This is a genomic window from Streptomyces sp. NPDC054932, from assembly GCF_053610205.1.
In genome coordinates this window covers 1-15,815 of sequence record NZ_JBSGXU010000009.1, presented here as the reverse complement: position 1 = coordinate 15,815, position 15,815 = coordinate 1, and the positions used below count along the sequence as shown (strand labels likewise).

At 70.5% G+C, this 15,815-nt stretch carries 16 protein-coding genes; 11 read left to right on the top strand and 5 right to left on the bottom strand.

Annotated features, from left to right (window positions below):
* The first annotated feature begins 2 nt into the window (after positions 1–2).
* Positions 3–1,589 (top strand): MDR family MFS transporter, encoded by a 1,587-nt coding sequence (locus tag ACWGE1_RS04220; RefSeq protein WP_453419022.1) that lies wholly within the window; start codon positions 3–5, stop codon positions 1,587–1,589.
* 84 nt (positions 1,590–1,673) lie between these two features.
* Here the strand turns inward: ACWGE1_RS04220 and ACWGE1_RS04215 are convergent, their stop codons facing one another.
* Positions 1,674–2,042 carry a hypothetical protein gene (locus ACWGE1_RS04215; RefSeq protein WP_453419021.1) on the bottom strand — a complete coding sequence of 123 codons (369 nt, stop codon included), beginning with the start codon at positions 2,040–2,042 and terminating at the stop codon, positions 1,674–1,676.
* A gap of 281 nt (positions 2,043–2,323) precedes the next feature.
* Between ACWGE1_RS04215 and ACWGE1_RS04210 the strand changes: the two genes are divergently transcribed.
* The 3 genes from ACWGE1_RS04210 (at position 2,324) to ACWGE1_RS04200 (ending at position 4,362) form a co-directional block, all read left to right on the top strand.
* A complete protein-coding gene (locus ACWGE1_RS04210) occupies positions 2,324–3,187 on the top strand; it encodes a polysaccharide deacetylase family protein (RefSeq protein WP_453419093.1) in 864 nt (287 codons plus the stop codon).
* Between the two features lie 103 nt (positions 3,188–3,290).
* On the top strand, positions 3,291–3,620 hold the full coding sequence (locus ACWGE1_RS04205) for a nuclear transport factor 2 family protein (protein ID WP_453419020.1): 330 nt from the start codon (positions 3,291–3,293) through the stop codon (positions 3,618–3,620).
* 115 nt (positions 3,621–3,735) lie between these two features.
* Positions 3,736–4,362 (top strand): hypothetical protein, encoded by a 627-nt coding sequence (locus ACWGE1_RS04200; protein WP_453419019.1) that lies wholly within the window; start codon positions 3,736–3,738, stop codon positions 4,360–4,362.
* Between the two features lie 153 nt (positions 4,363–4,515).
* Here the strand turns inward: ACWGE1_RS04200 and ACWGE1_RS04195 are convergent, their stop codons facing one another.
* The 3 genes from ACWGE1_RS04195 to ACWGE1_RS04185 form a co-directional block, all read right to left on the bottom strand.
* Positions 4,516–5,802, bottom strand: coding sequence for an extracellular solute-binding protein (locus ACWGE1_RS04195; RefSeq protein WP_453419018.1), 1,287 nt, complete (start codon positions 5,800–5,802; stop codon positions 4,516–4,518).
* A 292-nt stretch (positions 5,803–6,094) separates the two neighbouring features.
* A complete protein-coding gene (locus tag ACWGE1_RS04190; protein WP_453419017.1) occupies positions 6,095–6,712 on the bottom strand; it encodes an SMI1/KNR4 family protein in 618 nt (205 codons plus the stop codon).
* Positions 6,713–6,771: 59 nt separating this feature from the next.
* Complete coding sequence (locus ACWGE1_RS04185) at positions 6,772–7,146, bottom strand: DUF192 domain-containing protein (RefSeq protein ID WP_453419016.1); 375 nt, start codon at positions 7,144–7,146, stop codon at positions 6,772–6,774.
* Between the two features lie 35 nt (positions 7,147–7,181).
* Between ACWGE1_RS04185 and ACWGE1_RS04180 the strand changes: the two genes are divergently transcribed.
* Positions 7,182–7,925: a prepilin peptidase gene (locus ACWGE1_RS04180; RefSeq protein WP_453419015.1), complete on the top strand. Its 744-nt coding sequence runs from the start codon at positions 7,182–7,184 to the stop codon at positions 7,923–7,925.
* Positions 7,926–8,068: 143 nt separating this feature from the next.
* On the opposite strand, the gene mgrA is transcribed toward ACWGE1_RS04180, so the two are convergent.
* Positions 8,069–9,106: an L-glyceraldehyde 3-phosphate reductase gene (gene mgrA, locus ACWGE1_RS04175; RefSeq protein ID WP_453419014.1), complete on the bottom strand. Its 1,038-nt coding sequence runs from the start codon at positions 9,104–9,106 to the stop codon at positions 8,069–8,071.
* Positions 9,107–9,235: 129 nt separating this feature from the next.
* Here mgrA and ACWGE1_RS04170 point away from each other — a divergent pair, with 129 nt between their 5' ends.
* The 6 genes from ACWGE1_RS04170 (at position 9,236) to ACWGE1_RS04145 (ending at position 15,804) form a co-directional block, all read left to right on the top strand.
* A complete protein-coding gene (locus ACWGE1_RS04170) occupies positions 9,236–9,997 on the top strand; it encodes an isoprenyl transferase (protein ID WP_453419013.1) in 762 nt (253 codons plus the stop codon).
* 303 nt (positions 9,998–10,300) lie between these two features.
* Complete coding sequence (locus tag ACWGE1_RS04165) at positions 10,301–11,617, top strand: PhoH family protein (protein WP_453419012.1); 1,317 nt, start codon at positions 10,301–10,303, stop codon at positions 11,615–11,617.
* Positions 11,618–12,064: 447 nt separating this feature from the next.
* The gene (locus tag ACWGE1_RS04160) at positions 12,065–12,766 is read left to right on the top strand and encodes an aggregation-promoting factor C-terminal-like domain-containing protein (protein ID WP_453419011.1); all 702 of its coding nucleotides are present in this window, start codon (positions 12,065–12,067) and stop codon (positions 12,764–12,766) included.
* A gap of 133 nt (positions 12,767–12,899) precedes the next feature.
* The gene (locus tag ACWGE1_RS04155; protein ID WP_453419010.1) at positions 12,900–14,288 is read left to right on the top strand and encodes an AI-2E family transporter; all 1,389 of its coding nucleotides are present in this window, start codon (positions 12,900–12,902) and stop codon (positions 14,286–14,288) included.
* 86 nt (positions 14,289–14,374) lie between these two features.
* On the top strand, positions 14,375–15,082 hold the full coding sequence (locus ACWGE1_RS04150; RefSeq protein WP_453419009.1) for a hypothetical protein: 708 nt from the start codon (positions 14,375–14,377) through the stop codon (positions 15,080–15,082).
* 8 nt (positions 15,083–15,090) lie between these two features.
* A complete protein-coding gene (locus tag ACWGE1_RS04145) occupies positions 15,091–15,804 on the top strand; it encodes a hypothetical protein (protein WP_453419008.1) in 714 nt (237 codons plus the stop codon).
* The last annotated feature ends 11 nt before the right edge of the window (positions 15,805–15,815 follow it).

Here is a 15,815-nt window from a genome sequence, read left to right as displayed (position 1 = left end):
ACATGGTGGACGAAGTCAAGCCTGCGGGGACCTCGGAGGAGGTGAAGCCGCGCAGCGTACGGGTCGTCCTCATGGCGCTCATGATCGCGATGCTGCTGGCGATGCTCGACAACATGATCATCGGCACCGCGATGCCGACGATCGTCGGCGAGCTCCACGGCCTGGAGCACCTCTCCTGGGTGGTCACCGCCTACACGCTGGCCACCGCGGCCTCCACCCCCATCTGGGGCAAGCTCGGCGACATGTACGGGCGCAAGGGCTCCTTCCTCACCTCGATCGTCATCTTCCTGATCGGCTCCGCGCTCAGCGGCATGGCCCAGAGCATGGGCCAGCTGATCGGCTTCCGCGCGATCCAGGGCCTCGGCGCCGGCGGTCTGATGGTCGGCGTCATGGCGATCATCGGCGACCTGATCCCGCCCCGTGAGCGCGGCAAGTACCAGGGCATGATGGCCGGCGTGATGGCCCTCGCCATGATCGGCGGCCCCCTGGTCGGCGGCACCATCACCGACCACTGGGGCTGGCGCTGGTCCTTCTACATCAACCTGCCGCTCGGCGCGGTCGCGCTGGCCATGGTCACCGCCGTGCTGCACCTGCCCAAGAAGCGGGCACAGGGCAAGATCGACTACCTCGGCGCCGCGCTGCTGACCATCGCCATCACCTCCACCGTCCTCGTGACGACCTGGGGCGGCAACGAGTACGCGTGGGGCTCCGTCGAGATCCTCGGCCTCATCGCCGTCGGCGTCCTGTCGACCGCCGCGTTCCTCTACGCGGAGACCAAGGCCGCCGAGCCGGTCATGCCGCTCCACATCTTCCGCAGCCGCAACTTCACCCTGATGTCGGTGATCGGCTTCCTCGTCGGCTTCGCGATGTTCGGCGGCGTGCTCTACCTCCCGCTGTTCCAGCAGTCGGTGCAGGGCGCCTCCGCCACCAACTCGGGCCTGCTGCTCCTGCCCATGCTGCTCTCGATGATGGCCGTCTCGCTGATCGCGGGCCGGGTCACCACCAGCAGCGGCAAGTACAAGATGTTCCCGATCGCCGGCGGCGCGCTCATGGTCGTCGGGATGTTCCTGCTCGCGACCATGGACACCGGCACCACCCGCCTCGTGTCGGGCCTCTACATGGCCGTCCTCGGCGCCGGTCTCGGCTTCCTGATGCAGATCACCATGCTGGTCGCGCAGAACAGCGTCGAGATGAAGGACATGGGCGTCGCCTCCTCCTCGGCGACCCTCTTCCGCACCCTCGGCGGCTCCTTCGGCGTGGCCCTGATGGGCTCCCTCTTCAGCGCCCGGGTCACGGACACCATGACCGAGCGCCTGGGCCCGGAGGCCGCCCAGGCCGCGGGCTCCGCCCAGCTGGACGCCGCGAGCCTGGCGAAGCTCCCCGAAGCGGTACGCGACGCCTACCAGCACGCGGTGGCCGCCGGTACGCACTCGGCGTTCCTGCTCGGCGCGGCCATCGCCGTACTGGGCTTCGCGGCGGCCTGGTTCGTCAAGGAGGTCCCCCTCCGCGGCGCGGGCCCGGCCGACGCGGCGGACGCGGCGGACGGCGACAAGGCGGCACCGGCCGCGCAGGAGGCGGTCGCCCACTGACCGCAGGCGCACGCGAACCCGCACCGGCCGAAGGCGGTACCACCGGGACGACCGGAGGTGCCGCCTTCCGGCCTGTCCGGGCCCCTACTTGGGGTCGTCGGTCTCCCAGGGGTACAGGAAGGCGTCGGGGCGGATGCGCCACGCGGTGAGCACGGCGATCAGGCCGGCCTCGTCCGGCGCGTCCGCGGACGCGAGGAGCGCCGCGCCGACGTCGTGGTCGAAGCCGTCGAGGCGCTCGCCCTCGTACTCCCGGTGCTCGAGGCGGAATCCGCGGCCCGCGTCGCCGCGCACCCAGCCCTCGTCGCGCGCGATGTCATCGGACCGGCTCCGGTCGGGGAGTACGTCCACGAACGCCCGGCGGCCCGGCCGTGGCGCAGGGACCTCCGTCACCAGTCGCCGGCCGAGGCGGAGCGCGGTCAGCTTGTCCGTCGGCCAGGTCCGTCCTTCATCCATGCGTCCCATTCCGGTCCGCCCGCCACCGCCCGCCACCGCGAACCTCCCTGCGGGCGGCCCGGCTTGGCATCCGGCGCGCGGGCGTGCGGGCTTGCCCCGTTTCGGGCGCGTTCGCGTGGGCAGGTATTCCAACTCCCTGAAGGACTAAAGTCCCATCGGCCCCATCAGTCCCATAATGACGATTTTATGGGGTATTTGGCTGGAACTCCTCGACGGCGATGAACGTCCTGATCCACAGAACGCTCGCAAAGCGGATGGGGAGTGGACGATTCATGAGTTTCTTGGCGCGCGCGAACAAGAAGGGCGTCCGGGCCGGGGCCGCCGTCGTGGCCTCGGCCACCGCCGTGGCGGCGACCGTGTGGGGCGTGGCCGTCCTCGTCGGACCGGGCGGAACGGCCGCCCCCCAGCAGAACGTGGCCCGGCCGGGCGCCACCGACGGCGCCGGCCGCGGCGACGACGGCCGGCCCGGTCAGCAGCCGCAGGGCATACCCGAGGGCATAGCCCACGCCTCCGAGAGCGGCGGCAACGCCGTCAACATCACCATCGACGACGGCCCCGACCCCCGCTGGACCCCGAAGGTGCTGGACGTCCTGCGGCGGCACGACGTCAAGGCGACCTTCTGCATGGTCGGGCCGCAGGCCAAGGCCCATCCCGACCTCGTCAAGAAGGTGGTCGCGGGCGGACACCGGCTCTGCAACCACACCATGAACCACGACACCGCCATGGACAAGAAGCCCGTCGCCTACCAGGAGCAGCAGATCCTGGAGGCGAAGAAGCTGATCGAGGAGGCCGCGGGCGGCGGCGCGAAGGTCGAGTACTACCGGGCCCCCGGCGGCGCGTTCACCCCCGACAGCCGGCGCATCGCCGCCGCGCACGGCATGCGGCCGCTGGGCTGGAACGTCGACACCAAGGACTTCGACAAGCCGGGCACCGCCGCCATCGTGGGCGCCGTGAAGCGCGAGATGGGCAACGGACCGACGGTGCTCTTCCACGACGGCGGCGGCAACCGCGCCCAGACCGTCGACGCCCTCGACCAGGTGCTGGCCTGGCTGAAGGAGCAGGGCCGGCCCACCGGCTTCCCCGTCCGCACCGCTCCCGACACGCCCGGCACCGCCGAGGCGCCCACGGCCCCCACCGCCTCCTGACACGCCGTCCGACGGGCGAACGGGTGACGGTCGACGACGCGGACCCGCCCGCGTTGTTCCCTGGTCGGGCACGGACGAACGTACGCCCGATCAGGAGGCTCCTGTGGCCATCGCCCCCGCCAAACTGTCCGACCCGGTGGTCGGCGCCCTCGTCGCCGCCGTCAACGCGCACGACAAGGACGCCTTCCTCGCCGTCCTGACCGCCGACGCGACCATGTCCGACGACGGCTCCGACCGCGACCTGTACGACTGGATCGACCGGGAGATCTTCGACTCCGGCGGCCACATGGACGTCCAGTCCGAGTCGGACGGCGGCCGCACCCTGCTCGTCGACTACCGCAACGACACCTGGGGCGAGATGCGCACCACCTGGCGCTTCGTCATCGCCCCCGGCGGCGGCCGGATCAGCCGCTTCGAGACCGGTCAGGCCTGAGCGCGCTCGGGCCCGGGCTCCCGGAATCCGGCGCTCCCGACCCCGGGCGCTCCCGTACGGGTGAAAGCACGCCCGGCGTCGTTCCGGCCCGCCGGAGGGTCCCGTTGGTCCGGGCATGAAGCGCACCCGCATCGCCGCCCTCGCCCTCGCCACCGCCACCGCGGCCCTCGCGCCCCTCCTGTGCCGGGCCGCGACCGCCGCGGAGGGCACGGTCTACCTCCAGGACCCGGCCGGCGGCGAGAAGACCATGAAGTCGATGTGGACCAAGGACGAGATGCACAAGGTGGAGGGCCAGTTCCGCCTCCACCCCGGGGTCCAGTACAAGACGGTCACCCGCCCCGGCCCCTCGGGTGCGCCGGACTTCGAGCGCCGGGTCGCCGACCCCAAGACCCTGGCCTGGCTGCCCTCGTACGAGTTCGCCTGGTCGGTGTCGGACTCGACGGTGGTGAAGAAGGCGGTGACGGTCAAGGAGGGCCGGCACCCGATCGTCGTGCACGCCGTGCTGCGCCGCGCGGACGGGGCCGAGGTCGGGGAGGTGCACAAGGAGCTGGCCGGGAAGCCGGCCACCGGGCGCGAGAAGGTCGCGGGCGGCAGGCGGATCGCGTGCGACACCGGGGAGTACACGGTGGAGTGGTCGGTCACGCGCTCGGGTTACGGAACGCTCGGCGGCACGCTGCGCTGGAACTCCAGCTGCGAGCAGTACCGGACGGCGTTCGACCCGAAACACGGGCAGCAGCGCTGAGCGAAGGGTTCGGGTGGAGGCCGGCCGCCCCGTGCACCTTGTGGGTGCCCGTCGGGCGACTGGGCCGTGGCCTTGGATCAAGTGCCGTAGTGGCCATGGTGCCGTACCGGGTGGTGTGCGGCACGGGTCGAAGGTCCCGTGTCGAGGAACTTCTCAGTGCTTCTTGGATGCCTGGGAGGCCTGCGCCGCGATGTCCTCCAGCACGCCCTTCGGGTCGCCGCCCGGTTCCACGGCGCGTCCGATGTTGCGCTTGATGGTGTCGCTGACCGTCAGCCAGGACGGGTCGTTGACCGGGTAGAGCTGGGCGCCGCGCAGCGCGTTCAGGAACTGCGTGTCGTTCTTGTCCAGTCCGCCCCCGGCCGGGGTGCGCGAGGCCGTGACGGTGGACGGCAGCAGGTGGTAGCGGCCGGCGAAGTCCGACAGGTTCTTGTCCTGGTATATGAAGTCCAGGAACCTGCCGATCTCCGCGCGCTTGCCGTTCTGCTTGAAGGCCATCATCCAGTCGGCCACACCGACGGTGGGCGGGACCTCCCCGGTGCCGAGGTCGTCCGAGACGGGCATGGCGATGGTCGCGACCCCGATGCCCTTGCCGCGCGCCTCGTGGGCGAGCGAGGGGTAGCCGTTGACCATGCCGACCTCGCCGCGCAGGAAGGCGGCGAAGGCGTCGGCGCGGTTCAGCTGGGAAGGCGGGGTGGGGCCGGTGAGTCCGGGAGCGACCAGCTCCTGCTTGACCCAGGCCCAGGTCTCGATGTTCTGGTCGGAGGCCAGGCTGTAGTTGCCGCTGCTGTCGGCGTAGCCGCCGCCGTTGCTCAGCTCCCAGATCAGCGCCTCGGCGTGTGCCTCCTCCGGGCCGAGCGGCAGGGCGTAGGGGAACTTCACGCCCTTGTCCTTGAGGGCCTTCGCGGCTGCCTTCAGACCGGACCAGGTCTTCGGGGCCTCCTTGATGCCGGCCTTCGCGAAGAGCGCCTCGTTGTAGAAGAGGAGGCGGCTGCTCGCGACGAAGGGCAGGCCGTAGAGGGTGTTGCCGACGGAGCCCGCGTCGGCGAGCGGCTGCAGGAAATTCGCCTCGGCGGTGACCGAGAGAAGTTCGTCCGCGGGATAGAGCTGGCCCTGGGCCGCGAAGTCCGAGTAAGAGCCCATGAGTGCCACGTCCGGCGCCTTGCCGGCCTTGACCATACGGGAGACCTCGCGGTCGATGTCGGCCCACGGAAGGAGCTTGACGTCGAGCTTGATTCCGGGGTTCTGCTCGGCGAAATCGGCCGCCATCTTGTCCCAGTAGGGCTTGGAACTGGTGGCCGGACTGTCGCCGTATTCGGCGGCGACCAGGTGCAGCGTACCGCTGTCACCTGCACTGTCTCCGGAGCCACCACATCCGGCCAGAGGTATCAGCAGGCCGAGCACGGCCGTGGTGGCGGTCGTGCCGAAAATTCTTCGTCGCACGGGTGTATTCCCCTGAATTTCTTTTGTGTCTCGTTATTACTTATGAGTTGCTCCGGGCTGTGGTGTCCCTCGATGGCCCGTTGGCCGGAATTCTCTCCTGAGGGAGGGGTGGTTGATTGCATTGGGGCCATTTTTGTGGTCAATGCTCCAAGTGGGGCTTTTCTGAATGGTGTTTTCCAATATGTGATCCAAAAAATGGACGCGCGTAGACATGCCGAAAAGCCCGTTTCCGGTCTCGGAACGGGCTCTGCAGGTTTTGCGGGCTGCGGGTTCTGCGGGTTCGGGTGCGGGGCTACCCGGCGAACTCGCCGGCGTACGGGTCGGGCTCGCCCGTCTCCGGGTTGCGGCCCTCCTGCCAGCGCCGCTGGGCCTTGCGCCAGTGCACGAAGCTGAGGTGGCCGCCGTCCCAGAAGGTGATGCTGACCGGGCTCACGTCGAACTCGTCGGAGCAGAGCCGGTAGAGGAATTCGGCCATGCCGTACGGATACACGGCGAAGGAGTCGGCGGTGTGCCGCCCGCAGACCAGGACCGGCCACCGGTCCGGGTCGGGGTCGGAGGTGAGCCAGCACAGGATGTCCGACCCGCCGGTGACGCCCCAGGCGATGATCGACTCCGGGTCCACGTCGAAGGCGGCCCGGCCGCCCTCCGCCTCCCAGGCATGCCGGGCGTTGTCCGTCTCCTCGGCCATCCCGGCCGGGTCCCACTGGAGTCCGGGCTTGGGCAGCGGCAGCAGGATGCTGGCCTCGCCGTTGATGGAGCCCGCGCCGAAGCGGCCCATGAACGCGATGAAATCGGCCGGGAACCGGGTCCCCCAGACGGCCTCCACCGCCGGCCAGTCGATGTCCTCGTCGGCTCCGTGCGTCGCGGGCATGATCTGCTCCAGCGCCTTGATCCGCGCGTTCTCCGTCATGCCGCTCCCCTGTTGCCCCAGCTCAACCGCCCCAACCTACTGCCAGTGAGAGGCCTCGCCTAGCGGTGCGTGAGACGCCCGGGTACGTCCACCTTGAGGATGGTTCCGGCCCGCAGGCCCCAGCCGGCCATCGCACCGGCCGCCGACTCCAGGACGTGCCGGGAGCGGAGCCGGGGCAGACCCAGCCGGCCCGGCGCCATCGTGACCACCGCGAGCACGCCGAGGTCGCGGTCGAGGTAGGCCACGTCGATCGCGAACCGCATCCGGAAGGTGTGCACGCTCGCCGCGGGGGTCAGCAGCATCGCGCCGTCGATCCCGTCGCGCCCGAGCAGCCCGCGCGTCCTCGCCCCGTAGGAGGCGGCGACCTCGAGCGGGATCTCCGTGGGGTCCGCGCCGACCCGCAGTACCGCGCGGCCGTCATGCCAGTGCGCCATGGCGGCCACCTTAGGGGGTGTCCTACCGTCGCCGGATGATGGCTGTGCTCGTGATCGTTCTCGCCGCCGGGTACGGCGTGGCCGCCGGGCTCCTGCTGCCGCGCCCCGCGTACCGGCTCTCCGTCGGGCCGGGGGACCCCTGGCAGGGCCGCTGCCCGCAGGGGCACCGGCTGGCGGGCTGGCTCGGCCCGGCCCGCTGCAGGCCGCGGGCGCAGCCGCCCGGGCCCCCGCACGCGTACGGGCGGCGGGCCGCGCCCCTGGCCGTGCTCACCGCGGCGGTCTGCGCCCTGCTCGCGGCGGCCGTCGGGGCCCGCCCCGAGCTGGTGGCCTACGTGGGCCTCGCCCCGCTGCTCGTACTGCTCGCCCTCGTCGACCGGGCCGTGCACCGGCTGCCCGACGTCCTGACCCTGCCGCTGGCCGCCGCGGTCGCCGCGCTGCTCGGGGCGGCCGCCCTCGCCCCGGGCTCCGCCGGGTCCTGGCGCCTCGCGCTGCTGGGCGGCGGCGCGCTCGGAGCGGCGTACCTGCTGCTCCATCTGATCAACCCCGCCGGCATGGGCTTCGGCGACGTCAAGCTGGCGCTCTCGCTGGGGGTCGCTCTTGGGTGGTACGGGTGGGGGGTATGGACCGCAGGGGCCTTCCTCGGCCTCCTCTACGGAGCCCTCTACGGGCTGTTCCTGCTGCTGCGCGGCTCCGGAATGCGCAATCAGGGCTACGCGTTCGGCCCCTTCATGGCGGCCGGAGCACTCACCGGAGTGCTGCTGGGCGGTTTCGGAGCGTAATCATCGTGCGCCGATGCACGCAGGATGCTTTACGAAGGGTTATGGTGGAACCCCCCCCTCGGGCCGGTCCGTATCCCCCCCCACGGACCGGCCCGTTTTTTGTTTTCCTGCCGCCCGGCGGTGCCGCGCGGCAAATGCGCAGGTCAGCCGCGCTGGGCCCAGATGTTGGTGCCGGGGGTGGAGACGGCGAGCGAGTCGATCTCCTTCAACTCGGCCTCGGTGAGCGGCTCGGACGCCAGCGCGGCCACGTTCTCCTCCAGCTGCGGCACGCTCGACGCGCCGATCAGGGCCGAGGTCATCCGGTCGTCGCGGAGCACCCACTTGAGCGCCAGCTGGGCGAGGGACTGCCCGCGGCGGGCCGCGATCGTGTTCAGACCGGTGAGCCGGCGGAGCACCTCCTCCGAGAGCAGGTCCGGGTTCAGGGACTTGCCCTGCGCGGCGCGGGAGTCCGCCGGGATGCCCCCCAGGTACTTGCCGGTCAGCATTCCCTGCGCGAGCGGCGCGAAGGAGATGCAGCCCATGCCGGCGTCCTCCAGGGTGTCCAGCAGGGCGTCCTCCTCCGTCCAGCGGTTGATCATGGAGTACGAGGGCTGGTGGATGAGCGGGCGCACGCCCATCCCGCGCAGGATCCGCACGGCCTCGGCCGTCTGCTCCGCCGTGTAGGAGGAGACGCCCACGTACAGCGCCTTGCCCTGCTGGACCGCGGACGCGAGGGCGCCCATGGTCTCCTCCAGCGGGGTGTCCGGGTCGAAGCGGTGCGAGTAGAAGATGTCGACGTAGTCCACGCCCATCCGCTTCAGCGAGGCGTCGAGCGAGCTGAGCAGGTACTTCCGGCTGCCCCACTCGCCGTACGGCCCGGGGTGCATCAGGTAGCCGGCCTTGGTCGACAGGATCAGCTCGTCGCGGTGGGAGGCGAAGTCCTGTGCAAAGATCTTGCCGAAGTTCAGCTCGGCCGAGCCGGGCGGCGGACCGTAGTTGTTCGCCAGGTCGAAGTGGGTGATGCCGAGGTCGAAGGCCCGGCGGAGGATTGCCCGCTGGGACTCCAGCGTCCTGTCGTCGCCGAAGTTGTGCCAGAGGCCGAGGGAGATGGCGGGGAGCTTGAGGCCGCTGTGGCCGGTGCGCCGGTACTCCATGGAGTCGTAGCGCGAGGGCTCTGCCCGATAGGGATTGGTATCAGTCACGTTGTCCTCCCTATCACGGAGTTGTGACAGACCGAGTTGGGTACCCGATCCCACCGCGCAGTAATGTGGCGGACTCGGGGGAGGGACCGCATTTCGCACGGGGGCAAGGCACGGAGGGGCTGGAAGATCGTGAAGCTGCGCGACCTGGTGTACAGGCTTTATGCGCGCCGGGTGGAAGGCCGCCTCGACCATGACGCGGCGCCGAAGCACATCGGCGTCATCCTGGACGGAAACCGCCGCTGGGCGAAGGCGTCCGGAGGGACCACGGAGCAGGGCCACCAGGCCGGCGCCGACAAGATCTCCGAGATGCTGGGCTGGTGCACCGAGACGGACGTCGAGGTCGTCACCCTGTGGATGCTCTCCACGGACAACCTGGACCGCCCCGAGGTCGAGCTCCGCCCGCTGCTCAACATCATCGAGAACACCGTGCGGGGCCTCGCCGCGGACGGCCGCTGGCGCGTCCACCACGTCGGCAACCTCGACATCCTGCCCGCCCGGACGCAGACCGTCCTGAAGGAGGCCGAGCAGGCCACCCACGACATCGACGGGATACTCGTCAACGTCGCCGTCGGCTACGGCGGCCGCCAGGAGATCGCCGACGCGGTCCGCTCGCTGCTGCTGGAGCACGCGCGCAAGGGCACCTCCTTCGAGGAGCTCGCCGAGATCCTCGACATCGACCACATCGCCGAGCACCTCTACACCCGCGGCCAGCCGGACCCGGACCTCGTCATCCGCACCAGCGGCGAGCAGCGGCTGTCCGGATTCATGCTGTGGCAGAGCGCGCACAGCGAGTACTACTTCTGCGAAGTCTTCTGGCCGGCCTTCCGGAAGGTCGACTTCCTGCGGGCCCTGCGCGACTACGCGGCCCGTCACCGGCGCTACGGCACCTGATTCCCCGTAGGTCCCGCCACTCCCTCCCCTCGAAGCCTTCACCAGGGATTCACCGAGCGTCCGTCATATGCCATGGCATGGCCTGGCCTGTTCGGGGAATATCCCTTTCAGGTCGATGCCCGATCCACGGGTGTCGAGTCTCAGCGGACGGCATGGGGTCGTCCGCCCGGGAGGCCCTTTGCACCAGGACGCACGTGCGGTTCGCACGGACGGAGTGGAGGGCCGGAAATCGGCCCTGGCATGGGTGCCGATGACCGGTCCGGTCTTCATGGCCCGACCTCTTCCGAGGGGGTACGTCCTTCCGTGGTGACCAGCACAAAGAGCCGCCTGCCCGACAGGCGGACCTACGTCCTCGACACCAGCGTCCTGCTGGCAGACCCCAATGCGATCTCCCGCTTCGACGAGCACGAGGTCGTGCTCCCGATCGTGGTGATCACCGAGCTGGAGGCAAAGAGGCACCATCCCGAACTCGGCTACTTCGCGCGCCAGGCCCTGCGCCTGCTCGACGACTTCCGGGTTCGCAACGGTCGCCTGGACGCCCCCATCCCGCTGGGCGATCTGGGCGGCACCCTGCGCGTCGAGCTCAACCACTCCGACACGAGCGTCCTGCCCGCCGGCTTCAGGTTGGGGGACAACGACTCGCGGATCCTCGCGGTCGCCCGCAACCTCCAGGCCGAGGGCTACGACGTCACGGTGGTCTCGAAGGATCTCCCACTGCGCATCAAGGCCTCCTCCGTGGGGCTGATCGCCGAGGAGTACCGCGCCGAGCTCGCGATCACCGACGCCGGCTGGACGGGCATGAGCGAGATCGGCCTGTCCGGGGAGCAGGTGGACCTCCTCTACTCGGAGGACCGCCTCTACGTGCCGGAAGCCGCGGAACTGCCCGTGCACACGGGACTGGTCCTGCAGTCCGAGCGCGGCAAGGCCCTCGGCCGGGTCACGGCGGACGGCAACGTGAAGCTCGTACGCGGCGACCGCGAGGCCTTCGGGCTGCACGGCCGCAGCGCCGAGCAGCGCATCGCGCTGGACCTCCTCCTCGACCCCGAGATCGGGATCATCTCGATGGGCGGCCGGGCCGGCACCGGAAAGTCGGCGCTGGCGCTCTGCGCGGGGCTGGAGGCGGTGCTGGAGCGGAGGCAGCATCAGAAGGTGATGGTCTTCAGGCCGCTGTACGCGGTGGGCGGCCAGGATCTGGGCTACCTGCCCGGGGACGCGTCCGAGAAGATGAGCCCCTGGGCGCAGGCGGTCTTCGACACCCTCTCGGCGGTGGCCGGGCGCGAGGTCATCGAGGAAGTGCTGAACCGCGGGATGCTGGAGGTCCTGCCGCTCACGCACATCCGCGGCCGCTCGCTGCACGACGCCTTCGTGATCGTGGACGAGGCGCAGTCGCTGGAGCGCAATGTCCTGCTGACCGTTCTGTCCCGGATCGGGGCCAATTCGCGGGTCGTTCTGACCCACGACGTCGCCCAGCGGGACAACCTGAGGGTCGGGCGGTACGACGGAGTGGTCGCCGTGGTCGAGAAGTTGAAGGGCCACCCGCTCTTCGCGCACATCACGCTGACGCGTTCCGAGCGCTCCCCGATCGCCGCTCTGGTCACCGAGATGCTGGAGAACCTCTGACCCCGGCCCGACCGGCCGGCCGTCCACCCCGACGGTCGAATCGGTCAAAAACCTCATAGTGGGAAGGTGAGTTGACGCCGCCCGGCAAAGGCCCCAGAGCTTAGCCGGGCGGCGTCGTGCTGCACAGGTGTTTGCCCGAATCAGCTGCGACATGCCAGGTGTGACCTTTCACACGCAACGGAGAATTGCCTTGCGGTGTCGCGTTCCGGCAGAGTCTGGTTTCCGTCAGGCCCCGCATACGGCACACCTGTATCTCCCGTGAGATACGCGCAGCACCACAACTCCACAGTCGATTGCCGTATGCCGCCCGGAGCTTCACGCGGCAACCTCCGCAAGGGGAGTTGCCCACGGGCCCGCGCCTCCAGTGACCGTAGAACCACGGAGGCCAGAGTCGAGGGCACTTTTGCGCCCGCGCGGTCACTGCGGACGCTGCTGGAAGGACACCGTGTGAGCCGGATCTCGGTCCGGGGGTTCGCCGTGGCTTCGGCCACCGCGGTCACCACCGTCGGCGCAGTCGTGGGCGTTGCCACCGGCGACCCCACGAACGATCTCGAGACGACCGCGTCCGGCGCGACTCTCCTTTCCGAAATCCCGGTCGGCGACCAGGCAGAGGTCCAGAGCGCGTCCCTGACGCAGCAGGCCGATGCCATCGCCCACTCCGCCGATGCCGACGCCAAGCGCTCCGCCGAGGAGGCCGCGCGCGTCCAGGCCGCCGAGGACGCCAAGTCCAAGAAGGCCGAGGCCGAGAAGGAGAAGGCCGAGGCCGACGCCAAGGCGAAGCGGGAGCGCGAGGAGAAGGAGCAGGTCGCGAGCCGGTCCGCCCGCGACTCCGGCGACTTCCCGGTCCAGGCCTCCTACACGGTCGCGCAGGTCAAGGCCATCGCCCAGCAGATGGTCCCGGCCGGCCAGTTCCAGTGCTTCTCGAACATCATCAACCAGGAATCCACCTGGAACTACCTGGCCGTGAACAAGTCTTCGGGCGCGTACGGTCTGGTCCAGGCGCTGCCCGGTTCGAAGATGGCCTCGGCCGGCGCGGACTGGCGCACCAACCCCGCCACGCAGATCAAGTGGGGTCTGAACTACATGGAGGACCGCTACGGCAGCCCCTGCGGCGCCTGGAGCTTCCACCAGAACAACGGCTGGTACTAGAAACGGGCCTGCGGCCTCGTCGCCGCACGGCTGCACGACCCGGGAGAGCCCCGCACCGTCCTACGGTGCGGGGCTCCTCGCGTGTACGGTCTTCGGGGTGAGCCCGCAGACCGGGGCGGGGGAAGGAAGCGACATGGCGAAGCGGGAAGGCTGGCTCGGCCGGCTCGGGAACAGGCTGAACCGGATGGAGGCGCGGCTCAACGAGCGGCGCGCCGAGGTGGAGGCGGAGACCAGCGGCGACCTGCCGGGCCCCGCCGCGCCCGGACGGCCCCCGGCACCCCCCGAGGCCCCTGCCGCCGTTGCGACCGTGCCCATGCCGCCCCTCGGTCCGCCGATGGTCCCCGCGCCGCACCTGGCGGCGCCGTCCGCGCCCGCGCGCCCCGACCCGGCGAGCGCCGTCCCCTGGGGGATGCGCGTCGCCGCCGAGGCCAGCTGGCGGCTGCTGCTGCTCGCCGGGATGCTCTGGGTGCTGATGAAGGTGATCAGCGAAGTCCGCCTGGTCGTCCTCGCCTTCGCCGCCGCCATGCTCGTCACGGCGATGCTCCAGCCCTTCGTGGTCCGGCTGCGCAGACTGGGCCTGCCGCGCGGGCTGGCCACGGCCGTCACGGCGATCCTCGGCTTCGTGGTCATCGGGCTCGTCGGCTGGTTCGTGGTCTGGCAGGTCATGGAGAACCTCGACGACCTCTCCGACCGGGTCCGCGACGGCATCAACGAGCTCAAGCTCTGGGCACTGGACAGTCCGTTCCACGTGACCGAGAAGCAGATCAACGACATCGCGAAGAACCTCAGCGAGACCATCGGCACCAACACCGAGCAGATCACCTCCGCCGGTCTGCAGGGCGTGACGGTGCTCGTCGAGGTCCTGACGGGCATTCTGCTCGCGATGTTCTCCACGCTCTTCCTGCTCTACGACGGCAAGCGCATCTGGAACTGGGCGCTGGGCCTGGTCCCGAACGCCGCCCGCGCCGGTGTCGCCGGTGCCGGTCCGCGCGCCTGGCGCACACTGACCGCGTACGTGCGCGGCACGGTCATCGTCGCCCTCATCGACGCCATCTTCATCGGCCTCGGCATCTACTTCCTGGACGTGCCGATGGCGGTGCCGCTGGCCGTCTTCATCTTCCTGTTCGCGTTCATCCCGCTGGTCGGCGCCGTGGTGTCCGGGGCCCTCGCGGTGGTCGTGGCGCTCGTGACGCAGGGCGTGTTCACCGCCCTGATGGTGCTGCTCGTGGTGCTGGCGGTGCAGCAGATCGAGGGCCACGTGCTCCAGCCCTTCATCCTGGGCCGGGCGGTACGGGTGCACCCGCTCGCGGTGGTGCTCTCGGTGGCCGCCGGCGGCATGATCGCGGGCATCGGCGGTGCGGTCGTCGCCGTACCGCTGGTGGCCGTCACCAACACGGTGGTGGGGTACCTGAAGGCGTACTCGCGCGAGCAGCACCACCACGGAGCCGGCATGGTCGGCCCGGCGCCGCACGGTTCGACGGCCCTGAGCGGGGGGCTTGATGCACCCGACTCGCGGAACTAGATATTCCGTCGAGCGGGGCTGCGATGATCGAAGAAATGTGCGGCTGACGGCGGCGCCGCGAGAGCAGTGACACTGGGGGGAAAGTCATGATCACCGAACCGGAGCTCGGCGGGGAGTGGAAGACCGAGTCCTTGGATCCGGCGCGGTCGGGGAGACCGGGCGGACCGGGGGAGGGGCCCGCTCCGCGCGAGCGGGCGGCGGGCGGTGCGAGGCCGTGGCTGTGGGCCCTCGGCGGGGTCGTGGCCGCCTCGGCGGTGTGGGCGGGCGGTCTGTACGCCCTCGGGGACCGGCTTGCCGGACCGGAGATCTCCTACCGGGCGTCGCAGAACCTGTGCGAGGACTTCCGGGCCCAGACGCTGGGCGGGATCGCGGGGGACCTGCACAAGGCCAGGCCGATGAATCAGGAGAACGTCCACCCCGCCGTGGACGGGGCGGCGTGCCACCTGCAGAACGTCGAGGGAATGCCGGACTTCATCGTGGTCGCCCAGGTCGACCTGCACAAGAAGACCGATCCCTCGGTCGAGTTCGGCCTGCCGGAAGTCGGGGAGATCGCCAAGTACGGCGCCCCGCGCACCGAAGTGGTGCCGGGCCTGGGCGAGCGTGCCGTGCTGACGGTGTGGCCCGGCGGGCAGTGGCTGAACCTCAAGGTGCTGGACGGGGGCGCGGTGTTCACCGTCGCAGCGTCCGCCGTCACCTACGAGGAGAAGAACGGCCGTCCCGCCACGGATGCCGACGCGGTCCAGGCGGCCCTGATCGAGGACACCCGCGAACTGATGGCGGCTCTGAAGAAATAGGGGGCGGGATGATCGGCGAGCCCGAGCTCGACGGGGAGTGGGAGTCGGCGCACCCGGCCGAGGTCGCACAGGACGTAGTGGTGCGCGAGCCCGTGCGGGCGCGGGCACGGCCGTGGTGGTGGGCGGCGGCGGCGGTCGTGGCCACCTCCGCACTGTGGGCGGGCGGTCTGTACGCCTTCGGGGACCGGCTGGCCGAGCCGGAGGTCCGCTACCGGGTCACCGACGACCTGTGCGGCCAGTTCGGGGCCCCGACCCTGGACGGGATGCTGGGCGGCCTCCCGGACGCCGCACCGCAGGCGGGCAGTCGGCAGCCGGCCCTGGACTGGGCGTCGTGCTCCCGCAGCAGCGACAGGCCGGCCTCCCGCGGGACCCTGTACGTCGCGGCCACGGTCGAACTGCACAAGAAGACCGATCCGTCGGCCGAGTTCGCGCTCGACACCCCTGCCGGCCGGATGTACGTCCACGACGCCGGCGGGTGGGAGTCGGTGCCCGGAGTGGGGGAGGAGGCCCTCGTCACCGGACCCGGGACCGGGAACGACCTCCGGCTGCGGGTCCGTGACGGCGGCGCGGTGTTCACGATCGACGTGATGATCTACGACGCGACGGGCGAGGTCGGTTCCGACCCGCGGGTCACGCCCCTGCCGGACCCCGACCGGGAGGCTCTGGTGGCCGCGGCGGTCGAGGACGTGCGGGCCCTGATGACCGCACTGCGCAGGAGCTGACAGCGCAAGGG